The sequence below is a fragment of the Pseudomonas sp. S12(2018) genome, assembly GCF_024355235.1.
GTDB lineage: Bacteria > Pseudomonadota > Gammaproteobacteria > Pseudomonadales > Pseudomonadaceae > Aquipseudomonas > Aquipseudomonas palmensis.
In genome coordinates, this window is sequence record NZ_QLAD01000004.1 from 151,982 (window position 1) to 168,696 (window position 16,715).

The 16,715-nt window shown below is 66.3% G+C and carries 17 protein-coding genes; 7 read left to right on the forward strand and 10 right to left on the reverse strand.

Annotated elements, in window-relative coordinates; translation table 11 throughout:
• The first annotated feature begins 10 nt into the window (after positions 1-10).
• A complete protein-coding gene (locus DN388_RS11075) occupies positions 11-1,063 on the forward strand; it encodes a permease (RefSeq protein WP_054914409.1) in 1,053 nt (350 codons plus the stop codon).
• 39 nt (positions 1,064-1,102) lie between these two features.
• Here DN388_RS11075 and mnmH read toward each other — a convergent pair whose 3' ends face one another.
• The 6 genes from mnmH to DN388_RS11105 all read right to left on the reverse strand — a co-directional run bounded on the left by mnmH (position 1,103) and on the right by DN388_RS11105 (position 8,412).
• Positions 1,103-2,200 (reverse strand): tRNA 2-selenouridine(34) synthase MnmH, encoded by a 1,098-nt coding sequence (gene mnmH / locus DN388_RS11080; protein ID WP_054914408.1) that lies wholly within the window; start codon positions 2,198-2,200, stop codon positions 1,103-1,105.
• The gene (gene selD, locus DN388_RS11085) at positions 2,200-3,234 is read right to left on the reverse strand and encodes a selenide, water dikinase SelD (protein ID WP_043860242.1); all 1,035 of its coding nucleotides are present in this window, start codon (positions 3,232-3,234) and stop codon (positions 2,200-2,202) included. The genes mnmH and selD overlap by 1 nt, the downstream gene beginning before the upstream one ends.
• A 73-nt stretch (positions 3,235-3,307) precedes the next feature.
• Positions 3,308-4,936 (reverse strand): methyl-accepting chemotaxis protein, encoded by a 1,629-nt coding sequence (locus DN388_RS11090; RefSeq protein WP_254999810.1) that lies wholly within the window; start codon positions 4,934-4,936, stop codon positions 3,308-3,310.
• 188 nt (positions 4,937-5,124) lie between these two features.
• A complete protein-coding gene (locus DN388_RS11095; RefSeq protein WP_043860244.1) occupies positions 5,125-7,065 on the reverse strand; it encodes a methyl-accepting chemotaxis protein in 1,941 nt (646 codons plus the stop codon).
• A 141-nt stretch (positions 7,066-7,206) separates the two neighbouring features.
• The gene (locus tag DN388_RS11100; protein ID WP_254999813.1) at positions 7,207-7,845 is read right to left on the reverse strand and encodes a TetR/AcrR family transcriptional regulator; all 639 of its coding nucleotides are present in this window, start codon (positions 7,843-7,845) and stop codon (positions 7,207-7,209) included.
• A 123-nt stretch (positions 7,846-7,968) separates the two neighbouring features.
• Entirely contained in the window at positions 7,969-8,412 is a 444-nt protein-coding gene (locus DN388_RS11105; RefSeq protein WP_043860246.1) for a bifunctional diaminohydroxyphosphoribosylaminopyrimidine deaminase/5-amino-6-(5-phosphoribosylamino)uracil reductase RibD, read from the reverse strand.
• A 258-nt stretch (positions 8,413-8,670) separates the two neighbouring features.
• On the opposite strand from DN388_RS11105, the gene DN388_RS11110 reads away from it, so the two are divergent.
• The 3 genes from DN388_RS11110 to DN388_RS11120 all read left to right on the forward strand — a co-directional run bounded on the left by DN388_RS11110 (position 8,671) and on the right by DN388_RS11120 (position 11,485).
• Entirely contained in the window at positions 8,671-9,921 is a 1,251-nt protein-coding gene (locus DN388_RS11110; RefSeq protein ID WP_254999817.1) for a DUF1835 domain-containing protein, read from the forward strand.
• Positions 9,922-10,057: 136 nt separating this feature from the next.
• Complete coding sequence (gene lpxO / locus DN388_RS11115) at positions 10,058-10,957, forward strand: lipid A hydroxylase LpxO (RefSeq protein ID WP_043860248.1); 900 nt, start codon at positions 10,058-10,060, stop codon at positions 10,955-10,957.
• A 183-nt stretch (positions 10,958-11,140) separates the two neighbouring features.
• The gene (locus DN388_RS11120) at positions 11,141-11,485 is read left to right on the forward strand and encodes a carboxymuconolactone decarboxylase family protein (RefSeq protein WP_078481264.1); all 345 of its coding nucleotides are present in this window, start codon (positions 11,141-11,143) and stop codon (positions 11,483-11,485) included.
• Between the two features lie 19 nt (positions 11,486-11,504).
• Here the strand turns inward: DN388_RS11120 and DN388_RS11125 are convergent, their stop codons facing one another.
• Together DN388_RS11125 and DN388_RS11130 are read right to left on the reverse strand one after the other, a co-directional pair.
• Positions 11,505-11,981 (reverse strand): GNAT family N-acetyltransferase, encoded by a 477-nt coding sequence (locus tag DN388_RS11125; RefSeq protein WP_043860250.1) that lies wholly within the window; start codon positions 11,979-11,981, stop codon positions 11,505-11,507.
• A gap of 58 nt (positions 11,982-12,039) precedes the next feature.
• On the reverse strand, positions 12,040-12,576 hold the full coding sequence (locus DN388_RS11130; RefSeq protein WP_043860251.1) for a hypothetical protein: 537 nt from the start codon (positions 12,574-12,576) through the stop codon (positions 12,040-12,042).
• Between the two features lie 131 nt (positions 12,577-12,707).
• Here DN388_RS11130 and DN388_RS11135 point away from each other — a divergent pair, with 131 nt between their 5' ends.
• Positions 12,708-13,274, forward strand: coding sequence for a GNAT family N-acetyltransferase (locus tag DN388_RS11135; RefSeq protein ID WP_043863946.1), 567 nt, complete (start codon positions 12,708-12,710; stop codon positions 13,272-13,274).
• 3 nt (positions 13,275-13,277) lie between these two features.
• Here DN388_RS11135 and DN388_RS11140 read toward each other — a convergent pair whose 3' ends face one another.
• Complete coding sequence (locus DN388_RS11140) at positions 13,278-14,030, reverse strand: outer membrane beta-barrel protein (protein ID WP_043863947.1); 753 nt, start codon at positions 14,028-14,030, stop codon at positions 13,278-13,280.
• A gap of 249 nt (positions 14,031-14,279) precedes the next feature.
• On the opposite strand from DN388_RS11140, the gene DN388_RS11145 reads away from it, so the two are divergent.
• Complete coding sequence (locus tag DN388_RS11145) at positions 14,280-14,579, forward strand: RcnB family protein (protein WP_043863948.1); 300 nt, start codon at positions 14,280-14,282, stop codon at positions 14,577-14,579.
• Here DN388_RS11145 and DN388_RS11150 read toward each other — a convergent pair.
• Positions 14,576-15,493: a LysR substrate-binding domain-containing protein gene (locus tag DN388_RS11150; protein ID WP_054914402.1), complete on the reverse strand. Its 918-nt coding sequence runs from the start codon at positions 15,491-15,493 to the stop codon at positions 14,576-14,578. The two genes, DN388_RS11145 and DN388_RS11150, sit on opposite strands and share 4 nt — an antisense overlap.
• Before the next feature lie 99 nt (positions 15,494-15,592).
• Here DN388_RS11150 and DN388_RS11155 point away from each other — a divergent pair, with 99 nt between their 5' ends.
• Positions 15,593-16,684: a tartrate dehydrogenase gene (locus DN388_RS11155; protein WP_254999829.1), complete on the forward strand. Its 1,092-nt coding sequence runs from the start codon at positions 15,593-15,595 to the stop codon at positions 16,682-16,684.
• The last annotated feature ends 31 nt before the right edge of the window (positions 16,685-16,715 follow it).

Genomic DNA, 16,715 nt, shown 5'->3' on the forward strand with positions numbered 1-16,715 from the left:
GAGTTGCACCATGCCTGGCCTGTCTACTTCCGCCCCCCGTGGCTGGACGCAGTGGTGCAAACCGCTGGCGTTCCTGCTGGTGGCCGCCATCGGCCTGTACTACGTGAAATGGTCGCCCTACTACGCCAAGTCGTTTGTTGCCGCCGACAGCCACAGCATCGGCGCCTCGATCCTGGACGATCACCAGTACGCACCGCTGACGGCAGCGCTGGCGTATGCCCAGGTGTACTTCCTGGCCATCTGGAAGGCGGCGCTGCTGGCGGTGATCCTCGGCTCGCTGGTTCAGGTGCTGATACCGCGCGACTGGCTGCTGCGCCTGTTCGGCAAGGCCGGGCTGGGCTCGACCCTGCGTGGCGGCCTGTTCGCCCTGCCGGGCATGATGTGCAGTTGCTGCGCGGCACCGGTGGCTGCCGGGCTGCGTCGGCAGAATGTGTCGGTAGGCGCGGCGCTGGCGTTCTGGATCGCCAACCCGGTGCTCAACCCGGCCACGCTGGTGTTCATGGGCTTCGTGCTGGGCTGGGAGTTCAGTGCCCTGCGCCTGGTGGCGGGTGTGGTGCTGGTGGTGGGGGTCTCGCTGTTCGCCCAGCGCATCTCGCGCCCGGACGTACTGCCCGAACCCGCGGTGGACGCGGCCAATGTGGCCAGTACCCCGGTGCCCGGCAGCCTGCTGGCACGCTGGATGAAAACCCTGTGGCAGCTGTTCTGGACCACCATCCCGATCTATGTGCTGGCCGTGCTGGTACTGGGCGCGGCGCGGGTATGGCTGTTTCCGCATGTCGAGGGCGGCATGGGTTCAGGGCTGGTGTGGCTGGTACCGCTGGCGGTGGTCGGCACGCTGTTCGTGATCCCGACGGCGGCGGAAATCCCGATCGTGCAGACGCTGATGGCCCTGGGGCTGGGCACCGCGCCGGCGGTGGCATTGCTGATGACCTTGCCCAGCGTGAGCCTGCCGTCACTGCTGATGCTGCGCACCTCCTTCGATACGCGGGTGCTGGTGTGGGTTGCGCTGCTGACGATGCTGGTGGGGGTGCTCAGCGGGCTGGTTGCGCTGCTGGTGCTCTAGGGCCGGCGTGCACCGCCCCCACAGCACCGGCACAGGTGCCTACAGCCGCCTTTCGCGCAGGTAGGCCAGCACCGCGGCCCGATCGCCGGCGAACTCGATGCGCGCCGCCTTGGCATCGCGCTGGTAGGCGTACATCGGGTCGTAGTACTCGCTCAGCAGGCCCTCGATCCACGCACGGTGCAGCTCCACCGCGCCGCTCGCACGCTGCACCTGCAACGCCGCGTCCATCGCCGCCGCCAGGCGCTGGTAACGCTCGCCACCCAGGCGCCGGACAATGCCCGACAGGCTCTCGCGCAGCCGCCCGGCAAAGTGTTCGAAGCCCTGCTCCGGCCCGTGGGCCAGCACGAACTCGGCGCACAGGTCGATCACATAGTCCTGCAGGATTCGTTGCACGCGGCATTCCAGGCTGTCTTCGAGCCACACCAGCGGCGCCTGCTGCATGCGCCGGTACAGGCCCAGCGGCACCGCGCGGCTGCCGATCATGCGCCCCTCGTCCTCGAGCACGAACTGCTCGATGCCGGCGTTGCGCTTTTTCAGCAGGTCCACCGCCAGGGTGTTTTCAAAACCGATCTGCGCCGGCTGCGCAGTGGCATGCCGGCCGAAGCTGGAGCCACGGTGGTTGGCGTGCCGCTCCAGGTCCAGCGCATTGTCCAGCTGCGCCAGCGCCTCGGTCTTGCCGGTGCCGGTCATGCCGCCCAGCAGCACGAAATCGCACTGCGCCACGGCCTGGTCGCCAACCTCCAGCAGAAACGTGCGCAAGGCCTTGTAGCCCCCGCCTACGCGCCGGTAGCGGATACCGGCCTCATCGCGCAGCCACTGCTGGGTGATCTGCGAACGCAGGCCACCGCGAAAGCAGTACAGCAGGCCATCGGGGTTGGCCCGGGCGAACTGCGCCCAGGCCTGGATACGGGCCTGGCGCAGCGCCCCGGACACCAGCTGGTGCCCGAGCACCATTGCCGCCTGCTGGCCATGCTGCTTGTAGCAGGTGCCCACCTGCTGGCGCTCGTCGTCGTTCATCAACGGCAGATTGCTGGCGTGGGTGAACGCGCCCTTGTCGAACTCGACCGGTGCGCGCACATCCATCAGGGGCACATCGTCGAGAAAGATCGAACGGTAGTCGGTGCAGTCGTCGTGCATCAACACACCTCGACCGCATGGGTGCCGCGCGCCACCAGCGTGCCGATCGGCGTCAGCGCCAGGCCCTGTGCCTGCGTCAGCTCGAGAAACGCCGCCTGCCCTTCGGGTGCCACCGCCACCAGCAGCCCGCCACTGGTCTGCGGGTCGCACAACAGCAGCTTGTGCGCCTCGCTCAACGGGCCGATGCGCTCGCCATAGCTGTCGAAGTTGCGCAGCGTGCCACCGGGTACGCAACCCTGCTCGATGTAGTGCTCGACACTGGCCAGGCGCGGTACCTGCGCCGCTTCCAGGCGCGCGGTCACACCGCTGCCATCGGCCATTTCCACCAGGTGGCCGAGCAAGCCGAAGCCGGTGACGTCGGTCATGGCCTTGACCCCCTCCAGGCGCGCGATCTGGCTGCCGATACGGTTGAGGGTGCACATCTGGTCACGCGCCAGGCCCACGTCTTCGGCGCGCAGCAGGCCCTTCTTCTCCGCCGTGGTGAGCACGCCGATGCCCAGCGGCTTGGTCAGGTACAGCTGGCAGCCGACGGTGGCGGTGTCGTTGCGCTTGATGTGGCGCTTGTCGACGATGCCGGTGACCGCCAGGCCGAAGATCGGCTCGGGGGCGTCGATCGAATGCCCGCCGGCCAGGGGAATGCCGGCCGCATCGCACACCGCGCGCCCGCCGCGGATCACCTCGCGGGCGATCTCCGGGGCCAGCACGTTGACCGGCCAGCCCAGGATGGCGATGGCCATCAGCGGGTCGCCGCCCATGGCGTAGATGTCGCTGATGGCGTTGGTGGCCGCGATACGGCCGAAATCGAAGGGGTCGTCGACGATGGGCATGAAGAAGTCGGTGGTCGAGACCACGCCGCGCTCGTCATCGATGGCATACACCGCCGCGTCGTCGCGCGAGGCGTTGCCCACCCACAGGCGCGGGTCGAGGTTCTGCGCGCCGCTGCCGGCGAGGATCACCTCGAGCACCTTGGGTGAAATCTTGCAGCCACAGCCGGCGCCGTGGCTGTACTGGGTAAGGCGTACTGGTTCGTTCATCGGTTGTCCCCCGGGTTCAAGCCCCTGAGTCTAAGGCAGGGGACCCGGGGGCGCTACGTGATGGTGGCTACTGCTAGACCTTGAACTGGGTCACCAGCAGGTTGAGGTCGACCGCAAGGCCTGCCAGCGCCTGGCTGGCGGCATTGCTCTGGCGTGCACCGGCCGCGGTCTGGATCGACAGGTCACGGATGTTGACCAGGTTGCGGTCCACCTCGCGGGCCACCTGGGCCTGCTCCTCACTGGCGCTGGCGATCACCAGGTTGCGCTCGTTGATGCCGGTGATGGCCTGGGTGATCTCGTCCAGGGCGTGACCGCACAGCTGCGCCACTTCCAGGGTGGCGTGGGCGCGCTGGTTGCTGTTGCGCATTGCCGTGACCGCCGTGCCGGTGCCCTGCTCGATGGTCCCGATCATGGTCTCGATCTCCTGGGTGGACTGCTGGGTGCGGTGCGCCAGCGCCCGAACCTCGTCGGCCACCACGGCGAAGCCCCGCCCGGCATCCCCGGCCCGGGCCGCCTCGATGGCGGCGTTGAGGGCCAGCAGGTTGGTCTGTTCGGCAATCGCGCGGATCACTTCCAGCACCTGGCCGATGTTGCGTACATCGCCCGCCAGGTGCTCGACCTGCTCGCAGGTGTGGGTCACGTCGTCGGTGAGCTGGCCGATGGAGTCGACGGTGCGCTGCACCTGCTCGCGGCCGTGGTGGGCGGTCTCGTCGGTCTGGCGCGAAGCCTCGGAGGTGCTCACGGCGTTGCGGGCCACCTCCTCCACGGCCGCCGTCATCTCGTTCACCGCCGTGGCCGCCTGCTCCACTTCGTCGTTCTGCTGCTGCAGCGCGCGATTGGAGTCGTCGGTGGCAGCCTGCAGCTCTTCGGCGGCCGAGGCCAGCTGGCTGGAGGAACTGGCGATTTTCTGCAGCGTGCCGCGCAGGCTGCCCTGCATGTCGCGCAGCGCCAGCAGCAGACGCGCAGGCTCATCCTTGCCGCTGATGCTGATCTCGTCGCACAGGTCGCCACCGGCGATGGTCTGGGCAATGCCCACGGCTTCGCCCAGCGGGCGCACGATGCTGCGCGTGAGCAGCACTGCCAGCGCCACGGTCAAAGCCAGCACCACGGCCAGAATCGCCAGCACCAGGCTGATGGCGCCATGGAATACCTCGGTGCTGCGTTGGGCCGCCTGCTCCCCGCCCTTGTCGTTGAGCGCAATGATTTCGAGCAGGTCGGTGAGCATGCCGTCTGCATTGGTCAGGTACGGGCCGGCGTCCACCAGCGCGATGGCGTCGTCCTTGCGCCCCTGCTGCAGTAATTGGACGACCTTGTGCTGATCGGCAAGGTAGCGCGTCTTGGCCTGCTGGTAGCGGGCGAACGCGGCCTGTTCCTGCGCCAGGGTGATCAGCCCGGCATAGGTCGCCTCCTGGGTGTCCAGCTGCGCTTCGAGCTGGTGCAGACGCGTGATCAGGTTCTGCAGGTCGTCGCCGTCGCGCAGTACCAGCAGGCGCAGGGTCAGGGTGCGGATCTGGGTGCTGGTCAGCGCTACGCCGTTGGCCGCGACAATCGAGGGCAGCCAGTTCTGGTCGACCTGGTTGGACTGTTCGTTCATTCGACGCATTTCCAGCAGCGACAGGCCGCCAAGGGCCATCGCCAGCAGGGCAATCAGCGCGAAGCTGAGGCCGGCACGCAGGGAAATGTTGAGGGAGCGCAGAAGCATGGGGTGTTCCTTGTGGCTGCAAAAGTACAACCCGCGCCGGGACAGGCGGCGCGGTCAGGTTCTGCAGGCAAGGCGGTGAAGCGGGAGGGCAGTGTTCTTTATGAGTGCTTGCTCCACTGCCGGCGGGATCACTCGGCGGCAGTGAAGCCATGATATCACATTGACATTAATTGTAACGTTGTCGGTGGTCAGGACTTGAAGCGGCCCACCAGTGCGTTCAATTCGGCCGACAGCGTGGACAGCCGTCCGGAGTCCTCCTGCGCCGAGCTGGCCAGGCTTTCGACCAGGCGCGCTTCGTCGTAGATCTGCTGGATATGCCGGTTGATCTCCTCGGCCACGCTGTGCTGCTCCTCGGCGGCGGCCGAGATCTGCAGGTTCTGGTCGCGGATCTCGTTGACCGACAGCTGGATGCCCTCGAAGCTGTCGCGCGCGCTTTCGATGGAGGTGACACTGGCCCGGGACAGGTCCTGGCAGCTTTGCATCTTCTGCGATACCTCCTGGGTCTTGCTGGCGAGGGTACCGAGCAACTGGTCGATTTCGCCGGTGGAGTCGGCGGTGCGCTTGGCCAGCGCGCGCACCTCGTCCGCCACCACGGCAAAGCCGCGGCCCTGGTCGCCGGCGCGAGCGGCCTCGATGGCGGCATTGAGCGCCAGCAGGTTGGTCTGCTCGGCGATGGCGCGAATGGTGCCCAGGATCTGGTTGATGCTGCGGCTGCCCTCCTCCAGCTCGACCATGGCTTGGGACGACTCGCTCAGGCGGTTGCCCAGGCGGTTGACGTTCTCGGTGGTCAGCTCGATCTGCTGCTTGCCTTCGGCCACCCGGCGATGCCCGCTTTCGGCGGAATCGGCGGCGTTGCTGCACGAGCGGGCCACCTCGTTGGCGGTGGCGACCATTTCGTTGAATGCGGTGGAAACCAGCTCCACCGCTTCACGCTGGCGCCCGGCCGCCTGGTTCATGTTGGTGGCCACCTCGCTGTTGACCTGCGAGGCGTCGTGCAGGTTGGTGGAGGCTGCGCCGATGCGCTGGATCAACTGGCGGATGGCCGCCAGAAACCGGTTGAACCAGCCGGCCAGCTCGGCGGTTTCGTCCTTGCCCTGCACAACCAGGTCGCGGCGCAGGTCGCCCTCGCCCTCGGCGATCGACTGCAGGCCCGTGCTGACCTGGCCGATGGGCTTGACGATCACCCGGGCGAACGCGGCGCCGATCAGCGCGAAGAAGATCGCCAGCACCACCACGATGATCCCGGCCAGGTAGGTCATGCGCGTGGCGGCGCCCATCACTTCGCGCTGCTCGATCAGGCCCACGAAGCGCCAGCCCAGGCCTGGGGAGGTCCATACGTTGGCCATGTAGCGAACCCCGTCGATCTCGACGTCGGCAGCCCCCTGTTCGGTGGCCGCGAGCCTGGCGTAGGGCTCGCCCAGGTCCTTGAGCGGCTTGAAGCTGTGCCCGTCGTCGCGCGGGTCGACCAGCACCACACCGTCCTCGATCAGCATCACGTAGCCGCTTTGACCCAGCTTGATGCTCTTGACCAGTTCGGTGAGGTTCTTCAGCGAGACGCTGACCACGAACACGCCGCGGGGCTTGCCGGCGCCGTCGAGCATGGCCCGGGCGGTGCCCACCAGGGCCACGTCGTCCTTGTCGTAGTAGTAGGCCGGGGTGCGCACGGTCTTGCCGGGGCTGGCCATCGCGGCCTTGTACCAGGGGCGCTGGCGCGGGTCGTAGTTGGCCAGTTGCGGGTCATCCGGCCACTTGGCGTAGGTGCCGTCTTCCAGGCCGATGGACAGGATGGCCGCCGCCGGGTGGGTGGCGCCGAAGCGTGCAAAGGCGTCGATCACCCCCTGGGCCGGCGCTGGCAGGGGCTGGCTGGCGGCGTCGGCAGCGCGGTAGTCCTTGAGCGTCTGCACAGCGCTGTATACAGGATCGGCCGACATCTGATCGACGTTCTGCTGCATCCCGTCGAAGAACTGGCGCATGTTGCCGTCGATCTGGCGTATTTCCCGGGTGCTGCCATCGATGAACTGTTCAACCGCCTGGGTGCGGATATTCATCACGCTGACCACCGCGACCACCGTCACCGGGATGAAAGCCACCAGTACAAACGCAAGGACCAGCTTGTTTTTTATATTCATCGCGCGCTTCACCCTCCCCGGGCATGAGGCGCCAGTCACCCGTGCAGCGTGAGTTCTGGCAATTTGCTATCACCGCTGTTTCGGCTGGGGAGGTGAAAATCTTTAATACAGTTTCGTGTACAAAAAAAAGCAGGATTGTTTCTAGTTGGTCGGCCGCATGGGGCGCGGCGCCGGCATGCCAGGCGTGGCGCCCTGCAGCACCAGGCGGGTGATGGTGGCGGCCGCCAGCGCGTAGTCGTCGCCCTGGGGCGCATGCACGCCCGTGAGCTGGGCCATGCGCCAGCCGAAATTGGTGTAGGTGCGGGTGGCCGACCAGATGAACAGCATCAGGTGTTGCGGGTCGACCGGGGCGATCAGGCCGCGTTTGATCCAGCTGTTCAGGCAGTGCACGTTGAGCTGCGCCTCGGCGCGCAGCAGGTCGCGGCACACCCCGGGCAGTTGCTTGGCCCCGTGCAGCAGCTCGCTGCTGAACACGTTGGAGGTGTACGGGTGGTCACGCACGATGCGGATGCGCGCCTGGATGTAGGCCGGCAGCGCCACCTGCGGGTCATCGCTGGCGCGCAGCACGGCGGAGGCCGCGAGCAAGGGTTCCAGAAAGGCCATCAGCACCCGGGTGTAGAGGTTTTCCTTGGTCTGGAAGTAGTAGTACAGGTTGGCCTTGGGCACGCCGGCGCGGGCCGCGATGTCGCGGGTCTGGGCGGCGTTGTAGCCCTTGCTGGCGAATTCCTCGCTGGCGGCCTCGAGAATCATCTGCTGGTTGCGTTGACGAATGCTGGACATGGCGATGGCACTTCGGGGAAAGACCCTCGCAATATACAAAAATACATAGCGATGAGGCTATGCATGCCAGGTTGCCGGCGCGCTTTCGCCGGCAAGGCCGGCGGCTGGAGTGGGTGGGACGCCTCAGGCCTCGGCCAGCAGGTAGGTGCGCAGGTCCCTGGAGACCTCTTCGGCCAGCAGCCCGACGATCACCTCGACACCGGCCTGGCGCAACAGGCGAACCCCGGCCCCGGCATTGCGCGGGTCCGGGTCGAGCATGCCGACGAACACCCGCTCCACCCCCTTGTCGATCAACGCCAGGGCACACGACGGGGTGCGCCCCTGGAACGAACAGGGCTCCAGGGTCACATACGCTGTCACACCCCGGCCCCCTTCCGGCAATTTCGCCAACGCCATCGCCTCGGCATGGGGCTGCCCCGGCGGTTGGGTGTGGCCCTGGCTGATCACCTGGTGATCGCGGACCATCACGCAGCCCACCGGCGGGTTGGGCCGGCACGCCGGCAAGGCACGGCGCCCCTCGATCAGGGCCAGTTGCATGAAATCGCTGTTGGAAGGGAGTATCGGCATAAGGTCCTTGCCCAGTGGGTTCCAGAATGAGCGAAGGCGACAGGGTACTCCTGCTGCACGTTGAGGGCACGATTTCTCCCGCATCGTGCGCTCACGCCGGTTGCCCGTTGTCGCTGCCGGCGGGCTTCGCTATAGTCACGCCCTGGCGTTCTCCGCGCCTGCCGTCCGCGCAAAGGGCCACGCCCCGGTACAGAACAGCCTCATTCGTCGATACGACTCCCGGCCTGCAAGCGGACAAGGCCCGACCCAGGAGATCGTATGCTCGCCGCACTGCCCCCGCACATCTGCCATGACGGCAGAATCAACCTCGAACACCAGCGCAAACGCGCCAAGACCCTGCTCAGGCACCTGCTGGCCGGCACTGCGCCGGCGCACTTCAAGCCCCTGCCCCACACCCGCGCCCCACGCCTGGCCGATGCGCAGTGGCTGATCGCGCAGGAGCTGGGCTTTGCCAGCTGGCCAAGGCTCAAGGCGCATGTCGACGCCATCGACTTTGCCGCACGCAACCCCGGCTTCGAAGCCGATGACGAAGCCCGCAGCGTGCATTGGCGGTGCGGCAACGACATCGCCCATACCCTGCGCCTGGCCGGTTTCAAGGGGGCCTTCCATACCTTCATCGACCCGCTGTGCATGGGCCCGGTACCGGCACTGCCGGAGCAACCGTTGCTTGCCCTGCGCAACGACTACATCAGCCGCGTGTTCGGCATGCCAGAAGCCGACGTGGCGCGGCGCAGTGCCGAGGAGTACGCCGCCCTGGCGCAGCTCGCCGGGTGCCCGCACGCCGTGCTGTGGTGCGAGGCGGATGCCTATGACCAGTTGTTCCTGATCCGCGTGCTGGCGGGCATCGAGCAGTTGCCCGAGTGCCTGGAACTGATCGAGATCAGCCAGGTGCCGGGGGTGCAGCGTTTCATCGGCATCGGCCAGCTCGCGCCGGACCTGCTGGCCTGGCTGTGGCCCCAGCGTCGGCGCCTGAACGAGGCAGCGCTGGCGCTGGCCCGGCGTGCCTGGGCGGCGTACAGCGCGCCCTCGCCACTGGCCTGGGCGCAGCTGGCCCATGCGCCAAGCCCGGCACTGCCCTTGCTGGCGCCGGCATTGCTGCGCCAGTTGCAGGAACTGCCGGGGCTGGCCGACGGCCTGTCGCTGACCGAGCGCCTGGCCCTGGGCATCGTCGCCGAAGCCGGCAGCCTGGCGTTCGGCCGGGTGTTCGCAGAGCTCATGGGCAGGCGCGAGCCACTGCCGTACCTGGGCGACCAGATGTTCCATGCGCTGATGCGCCCGCTGATCGATGCGCCCACGCCGTTGCTGATCGAAGCGGACATTCACCTGCCCTGGCCGCAACGCAGCCTGACCCTCACGGCCCTGGGCCAGCGGGTACTGGCAGGTGACGCCTACTGGCTGGACCAGGCGGCCCCCGAACGCTGGGTAGGCGGTGTACGCCTGCAGGCCGGGCTGGCGCACTGGGCACTGGATGCCCATGGCCAGCCGGTGTGGCGCCACCAACCGTCCTGATGCCTGCCGAACGACCGCCGACCTAGCCAAAGGTCGGCACCCCAAAACGTAACAATATGTACAAAGCACGCGGTTGATTGTTTATGCTGGCCTGCTCATGCCATGGCGCATAGCCACATCGACCTGTTAATCGACCATGAAAATCTTTCTCGTTCTACTGTTTGTCTTCTCCATCGCCTACGTGCACCTGCGCGGGCGCGTGCGGCACAAGCTCACCCGCCAGCTGGGCGATCACTCCAGCTTCCTGGCCCCGATCAACGTGTTTCTCTACCTGTTCTCCCGGCTGCCGGCCAAGCCCTACCTGCCGGTGGAGGCCTTCCCCGAGCTCAAGCCGCTGCAGGACAACTGGCAGGAAATTCGTGCCGAAGCCCAGCAACTGCTGCACGTGGGCGAAATCAAGAGTTCGCAGAGCCATGACGACGTCGGCTTCAACTCGTTCTTCAAGAGCGGCTGGAAGCGCTTCTACCTGAAGTGGTACGGCGAAAGCCACCCGTCGGCCATGAAGCTGTGCCCACGCACCACCGAACTGCTGCAGGGCATCGGCACGGTCAAGGCGGCGATGTTCGCCACCCTGCCGCCGGGCTCCAAACTTGTGCGCCATCGTGACCCGTATGCCGGCTCCTACCGCTACCACCTGGGGCTGGACACGCCCAACGACGAGGCCTGCTATATCTGCGTCGACGGCGAGAACTACCACTGGCGCGACGGCGAGGCGGTGATGTTCGACGAAACCTACATCCACTACGCGGCCAACCACACCGAGCACAACCGCATCATCCTGTTCTGTGATGTGGAGCGACCGCTGAAGTACCGCTGGGCGACGGCGTTCAACCGCTGGTTCAGCCGCAAGGTGATGGCCGCCGCTGCGGCGCCGAACGATGCGGGCGACAAGACCGGCGGGATCAACCGGCTGTTCACGCGCATCTACAAGATCCGCGAGCGCGGCAAGGCGCTGAAGAAGCGCAACCGGCTGCGCTACTACCTGGAGAAGTGGGCAGTGGTGGCGCTGTTGCTGCTGGTGTTCATCTATATCTGAGGTGGCCCTTTCGCCGGCAAGGCCGGCTCCTGCAGGCGGCGCGTGAGCCTGTGGGGGCCGGCCTTGCGGCAAAACGGCCCCTACCAAAGTACGCCCCCACCCCGACCATCGACCAACGGCGCCCCAGTGCCGAAAAAACTAGCTTCACTGTTCATTTTGTCGCAACACAAAAAGGTGAAGACGATGAGCATGATGGACTGGGATGGCTACCGCAAACAGCTGATGGCCGGTATCGGCGACCTCAAGCAACTCTCGCCCGGCACGGTCGACGGCTACATGACCGCCAGCGGCGCCGGGGCCAAGACCAACCACCTGGACGCAAAGACCCGCGAGCTGATCTCCCTGGCCGTGGCGGTGACCACCCGCTGCGACGGCTGCATTGCCGTGCACTCGGCGCAGGCGGTCAAGCAAGGCGCCACCCGTGAGGAAATCGCCGAGGCCCTGGGCGTGGCCGTGGCGATGAACGCCGGCGCCGCCCTGGTGTACTCGGCGCGCGCACTGGATGCGGTGGGCAAGGCCGGGGAGTAACCCGGCCCGGGGCCTGCGCTCAGGGCTGCGCAGGCCGCTCCATCAGCACCACCTCGATCGGGTCGCCGCCCACCCCGTGGGAGAAGAAGTCGCGCCCCTTGGCGACAAACCCGTGACGCTGATAGAAGCCCTCGGCATTGAGCGTGGACTCGACCTTGATCACCTCCACGCCCGGCGCCCGGGCCTTGGCCAGGCCCGCCTCCAGCAGGCGGCTGCCCAGTTGCTGGCCGGCCGCCTGCTGCAGCACGAACAGGCGCGTGACTTCGCCAGGTTCAGCGTCGACAAAACCGACCACCGTCTCACCCTGACATGCCACCACCATCGAGCCCTTGGCAATGGAACGCTCGTAATCCTCATGGGTTCGCTGGCCCATCCAGCCGCGCAACTGCTCATCCGAATAGCGCCCACCCGCCAATTGCGTGATCGACTGGTGCGTCACCGCAAACACCGCTGCCCCATCGCCGGCCCGGGCCGCGCGCAAGGTGATCGACTCCATGGGTTCCCTTCCCCTGTGAATGCATGAGCCGCCACTCTAGCCGGCCTGTACGGTGGCCTCAACCACCCGGGTTGGTGAACTGGATGTACAGGCAGAAGCTGCCCAGCAGCAGCCAGAAGCCGATGAACAGCCAGGGCGTGCGCATGGAGAACAGCAGCGACTTGCAAAAGCCCTTGTGGCTCGATTCCAGCTCGTTGAACAGCGGCGATTCGTCGTAGGCCAGGCCCATGGCCGGCTTGCTGTGCAGCAGGTTGCTCTGCTTGAAGTGCCAGTGATCGATGATCAGGTAGGCGGCCCGTATGCCCGGCCAGGCGTTGAGCGAGCTGACGATGCCAAGCAGCGCCATCAGGCACGGCACCACCAGGGTGAACAGCTTGCCCCATTCGGGGTTGAGGTTGGCCATCGACGAGGCAAAGGCGATCACCAGGAACGACTGCGCCGTGAGGTAGGCGTTGGTCCGGTTGGACAGCAGGCTGGTTTCGTACTGGATCTCGCGCCGGTAGAAGTCCAGGCGCTCCTTGGGCGAGCCGAACAGCAACGGGTCGTCTTCGTCGCTCGATTGCACGGGCAAGGGCTGGGTGATGATTTTCGACATGTCTGGGTATCCGCAACCAGTGGTCGAATTTGGAGCCCACCCCGGCGCCAGCGTTCAGTTGATTGCGCCGGTCGGGGCGCAATCCCTTAGAATGGCGCCCCACCCGCCCCCTTCGCCCGCCAAGGATTCCCATGCTGCAGATCCGCCCGATGACCGCCGCCGATTTCGACCGCTTCTGGCCCACCTTCCAGGCCGTGATCGCGGCGCGGGAGACCTACGCCTACGACCCGAACCTGAGCCTGGAGCAGGCCCGGCACCTGTGGCTTGAGGTGCCGCTGCACACGCTGGTGGTCGAGGACGAGGGCCAGTTGCTGGGCGCGTACTACCTCAAGGCCAATGCCGCAGGCCCCGGCAGCCATGTGAGCAACTGCGGCTACATGGTCGCCGAGGCCGCCCGCGGGCGCGGCGTGGCGCGGCTGATGTGCGAGCACTCCCAGCGCCTGGCACGCAACGAGGGCTTCCTGGCCATGCAGTTCAACTCGGTGGTGGCCAGCAACGAGGTGGCCGTGGCGCTGTGGCACGCGCTGGGCTTCGAGACCGTCGGGCGCCTGCCCAGGGCCTACCAGCATGCCCGCCTGGGCCTGGTCGACTGCCTGGTGATGTACAAGTGGCTGGGTGAAATGACTGCGCCCGAACAGCCAAGGCTGATCGGGCGCAAGAACATCGAGGCGGTGGTGTCGCGCAAGCGCGGGCGCTAGCCCTTAGAACGCAAGGCCGACCTTGATGCCGAACTCGTCACGCTTGAGCTTGATGTTGTCGGCCACTTCCGAGTCTTCGTCCAGCTTGTACTCGGTGCGGGTGTAGTACAGGCCGGCCATCACCGGCATCGAGCCCTTCTGGTTCATCAGCAGGCTGACTTCGGCATAGGGGTTGGTACGGTCCTTGAGGTCGACGGTGTCGTTGCCCACGTCTTCGACATGCAGCTTGGCCTTGCTGTCCAGCGAACGGCGTGCACCGGCTTCCAGGCGCAGGGTCATGTCGTCGAACTGGTGGTTGTAGCCCAGCGCGGCCTTGGCGAAGGGGGTGCGACCGGTCAGCTTCATGTCGTAGCCGTTGGATTCCAGCTCGTAGCGCGACCAGTTGTAGCCGCCGCCCACGATCAGGTCGACCGAGTTGCGCGCATCGATCGCGGCGCGCCAGCCCAGGTCCACGTCGGCCTGGCCTTCCTTGAGCTTGGTGTCGTTGTGGTCGCCGTACTTGAGGTCGACACCGGCCTGGTAGATGAAGCCGGATTCAGCGGTGAGCTTGTTGCCGAAGTTGAAGAACAGGCCGCCTTCACCCATGCGGTCGGTATCGGACTCGCTGCCGCCTTCGAGCTTGAACTTGTTGTAGGCGCCGAGAACACCAAAGGTTGCAATCGGGTCGGTGGGGGCTGCGGCCAGCGCACTCAGGGGGGCGGCCAGTACCGCCAGGGCCGAGGTCTTGAGCAGCAGGTTGCCGAATCGCTTGGACATCACTTTCAGTCTCCATTTATGTGAAAGGCACTCGGGGTCGAATGCGACCTTTCGAACCCCGGGCGTTTCAAAAAGTTCAGACGAAGGCTCTGGGGTGCGGGTTGTGTCACAGAAACCGTGTCGGGCGTTCACAAAACCCCGTGGGAGCTGGCATTGCCAGCGAAGGCAACGCCGCAGATATACAGCCGATTGAATGTTTGCAGCAGCGCGCAGTCCGATTCTTCAAGCCCCAGCCATCAGGAGTACCGCATGACTGCACGCAAACTGTTCACCACCCTTGCCCTGCTCGGCAGTGTCGCGCTGGTCCAGCTCCCGGCCCAGGCCGCCGAGCCCAGCGTGGTCGCGCCCGAGTCCCCGACCCGCGAGCTGAAGGTGCACGACAAGGCCCCCGACCTCTACAAGCGCGACGACATGGCCCTGCGCGGCTGGAAGGAAAAGGGCCTGAGCCAGCCCGACGAAGACAGCCAGTGGGTCAAGATCCAGGACAACTACGTGCTGATCGAAATCACCAACGGCACCATCAAGAAGATCGTGCCCGCCAAGGGCTAGCCCAGCACCGGCAGGCTGTAGCGCTCGGCGAAGTACTGGCGCAGGAACTCGACCGCCACGCGTACTTTCGCCGAGCTGGCCAGGGGCGAGGTGTACACCGCCCAGATGTCCGCCGCCTGGTGGTAGTCCTCCAGCACCGGCACCAGCCGGCCATCGGCCAGGCTGTCGTGCACATCCCAGTACGAACGCAGCAGTATCCCCCGCCCGTCCAGGCACCATTGGTGCGCCACCTCGCCGTGGTTGGTCGACAGCCCGCCGGTCACCCGCACGCTCTGCTCGCCCTGCGGCCCCTGTAGTTGCCAGACGCCGAACGGGTGGTCACGCTCCTTGATCACCAAACAGTCATGGCTGCTCAACTCGGCCAGTTGGCGCGGCGTGCCGCGCCGTTGCAGGTAGCCCGGTGCGGCGCACAGCACGCGCCGGTTGTGGGCCAGCGGCTTGGCGATCAGGTGCGGGGCAATCACGTTGCCCACGCGGATATCCAGGTCTACCCCCTCCTCGATCAGGTCCACCAGGCGGTCGTGCACGTCCAGGCGGATATCCAGCTGCGGGTAGCGCTCGGCCAGCTCCGACAGCGCCGGCGCCACGAAGCGCCGGCCCAGGCCCAGGCTGCTGGCGATACGCAACTGGCCCACCGGCACGCGGTGCTGGGTGCTGATGTCGTCGCCCATGCGCTGCACCGTCTCGAAGATCTGCAAGGCCCACTGGTAGACCCGCTCGCCCTCCTCGCTCAGCGACACCCGCCGCGTGGTGCGGTGCAGCAGGCGCACGCCCATCTGCTGCTCGAGCAGGCGCACACGCTTGCTGATGAACGCGGCCGACATGCCCAGTTGCTCGGCCACCGCGGCAAAGCTGGCGCGCTTGGCCACTTGGACAAAAATGTTGAGGTCTTCGAGGTTGGGCAGACTATTCACGATATGTGCACAAAGAATTCATGTTGGGCGAGATTATCTCTGACCCGATGGCTTATAGCATGCGCTCACCTGTTCCCAAACAACAACGAGTGAGCCGCCATGACCAAGACCTTCAAGATTGCCGCCATTCCTGGCGACGGTATCGGAAACGAAGTGCTGCCCGAGGGCATCCGCGTGGTCGAAGCCGCCGCGCGCAAGCACGGCCTGGACATCCAGTTCGAATTCTTCGAGTGGGCCAGCTGCGACTATTACCTGGCCCACGGCAAGATGATGCCCGATGACTGGTTCGAGCAGCTCAAGGGCTTCGATGCGCTGTACTTCGGTGCGGTAGGCTGGCCCGACAAGGTGCCGGACCACATCTCGCTGTGGGGCTCGCTGCTCAAGTTCCGCCGCGACTTCGACCAGTACGTGAACATCCGTCCGGTGCGCCTGTTCCCCGGCGTACCCTGCCCGCTGGCCGGTCGCGAGCCGGGCGACATCGACTTCGTGGTGATCCGCGAGAACACCGAGGGCGAGTACTCCTCGCTGGGCGGTCGCATGTTCGAAGGCACCGAAAACGAGTTCGTGCTGCAGGAGTCGGTGTTCACCCGCCGCGGCGTCGACCGCATTCTCAAGTATGCCTTCGACGTGGCGCAGACCCGTGAGCGCAAGCACGTGACCTCGGCCACCAAGTCCAACGGCATGGCCGTGAGCATGCCGTACTGGGACGAGCGCACCGCCGCGATGGCTGCCAACTACCCCGAGATCAGCTGGGACAAGCAGCACATCGACATCCTCTGCGCACGCTTCGTGCTGCAGCCGGACCGCTTCGACGTGGTGGTGGCTTCCAACCTGTTCGGCGACATCCTCTCCGACCTGGGCCCGGCCTGCGCCGGCACCATCGGCATCGCACCGTCGGCCAACCTCAACCCCGAGCGCAGGTTCCCGTCGCTGTTCGAACCGGTCCACGGCTCGGCGCCGGATATCTTCGGCCAGAACATCGCCAACCCGATCGCGATGATCTGGTCCGGGGCGCTGATGCTGGAGTTCCTCGGCAATGACGGCGCCGACCCGCGCTACCGCGCCGCCCACGATGACATCCTCGGCGCCATCGAGCACGTGATCGCCGCCGGCGACACCACCCGCGACATGGGCGGGCAGAAGTCGACCCAACAGGTCGGCCAGGCCATCACCGCGCTGATCGAAGGGTGAAACAACGGGCCGGTTGTCTGAATTGCCAGAC

Bases quoted from the DNA above. Each gene is read 5' to 3' on its own strand.
- DN388_RS11075 (WP_054914409.1), top strand. From the start codon at position 11: ATGCCTGGCCTGTCTACTTCCGCCCCCCGTGGCTGGACGCAGTGGTGC.
- mnmH (WP_054914408.1), bottom strand. From the start codon at position 2,200: ATGCACGACGACTGCACCGACTACCGTTCGATCTTTCTCGACGATGTG.
- selD (WP_043860242.1), bottom strand. From the start codon at position 3,234: ATGAACGAACCAGTACGCCTTACCCAGTACAGCCACGGCGCCGGCTGT.
- DN388_RS11090 (WP_254999810.1), bottom strand. From the start codon at position 4,936: ATGCTTCTGCGCTCCCTCAACATTTCCCTGCGTGCCGGCCTCAGCTTC.
- DN388_RS11095 (WP_043860244.1), bottom strand. From the start codon at position 7,065: ATGAATATAAAAAACAAGCTGGTCCTTGCGTTTGTACTGGTGGCTTTC.
- DN388_RS11100 (WP_254999813.1), bottom strand. From the start codon at position 7,845: ATGTCCAGCATTCGTCAACGCAACCAGCAGATGATTCTCGAGGCCGCC.
- DN388_RS11105 (WP_043860246.1), bottom strand. From the start codon at position 8,412: ATGCCGATACTCCCTTCCAACAGCGATTTCATGCAACTGGCCCTGATC.
- DN388_RS11110 (WP_254999817.1), top strand. From the start codon at position 8,671: ATGCTCGCCGCACTGCCCCCGCACATCTGCCATGACGGCAGAATCAAC.
- lpxO (WP_043860248.1), top strand. From the start codon at position 10,058: ATGAAAATCTTTCTCGTTCTACTGTTTGTCTTCTCCATCGCCTACGTG.
- DN388_RS11120 (WP_078481264.1), top strand. From the start codon at position 11,141: ATGAGCATGATGGACTGGGATGGCTACCGCAAACAGCTGATGGCCGGT.
- DN388_RS11125 (WP_043860250.1), bottom strand. From the start codon at position 11,981: ATGGAGTCGATCACCTTGCGCGCGGCCCGGGCCGGCGATGGGGCAGCG.
- DN388_RS11130 (WP_043860251.1), bottom strand. From the start codon at position 12,576: ATGTCGAAAATCATCACCCAGCCCTTGCCCGTGCAATCGAGCGACGAA.
- DN388_RS11135 (WP_043863946.1), top strand. From the start codon at position 12,708: ATGCTGCAGATCCGCCCGATGACCGCCGCCGATTTCGACCGCTTCTGG.
- DN388_RS11140 (WP_043863947.1), bottom strand. From the start codon at position 14,030: ATGTCCAAGCGATTCGGCAACCTGCTGCTCAAGACCTCGGCCCTGGCG.
- DN388_RS11145 (WP_043863948.1), top strand. From the start codon at position 14,280: ATGACTGCACGCAAACTGTTCACCACCCTTGCCCTGCTCGGCAGTGTC.
- DN388_RS11155 (WP_254999829.1), top strand. From the start codon at position 15,593: ATGACCAAGACCTTCAAGATTGCCGCCATTCCTGGCGACGGTATCGGA.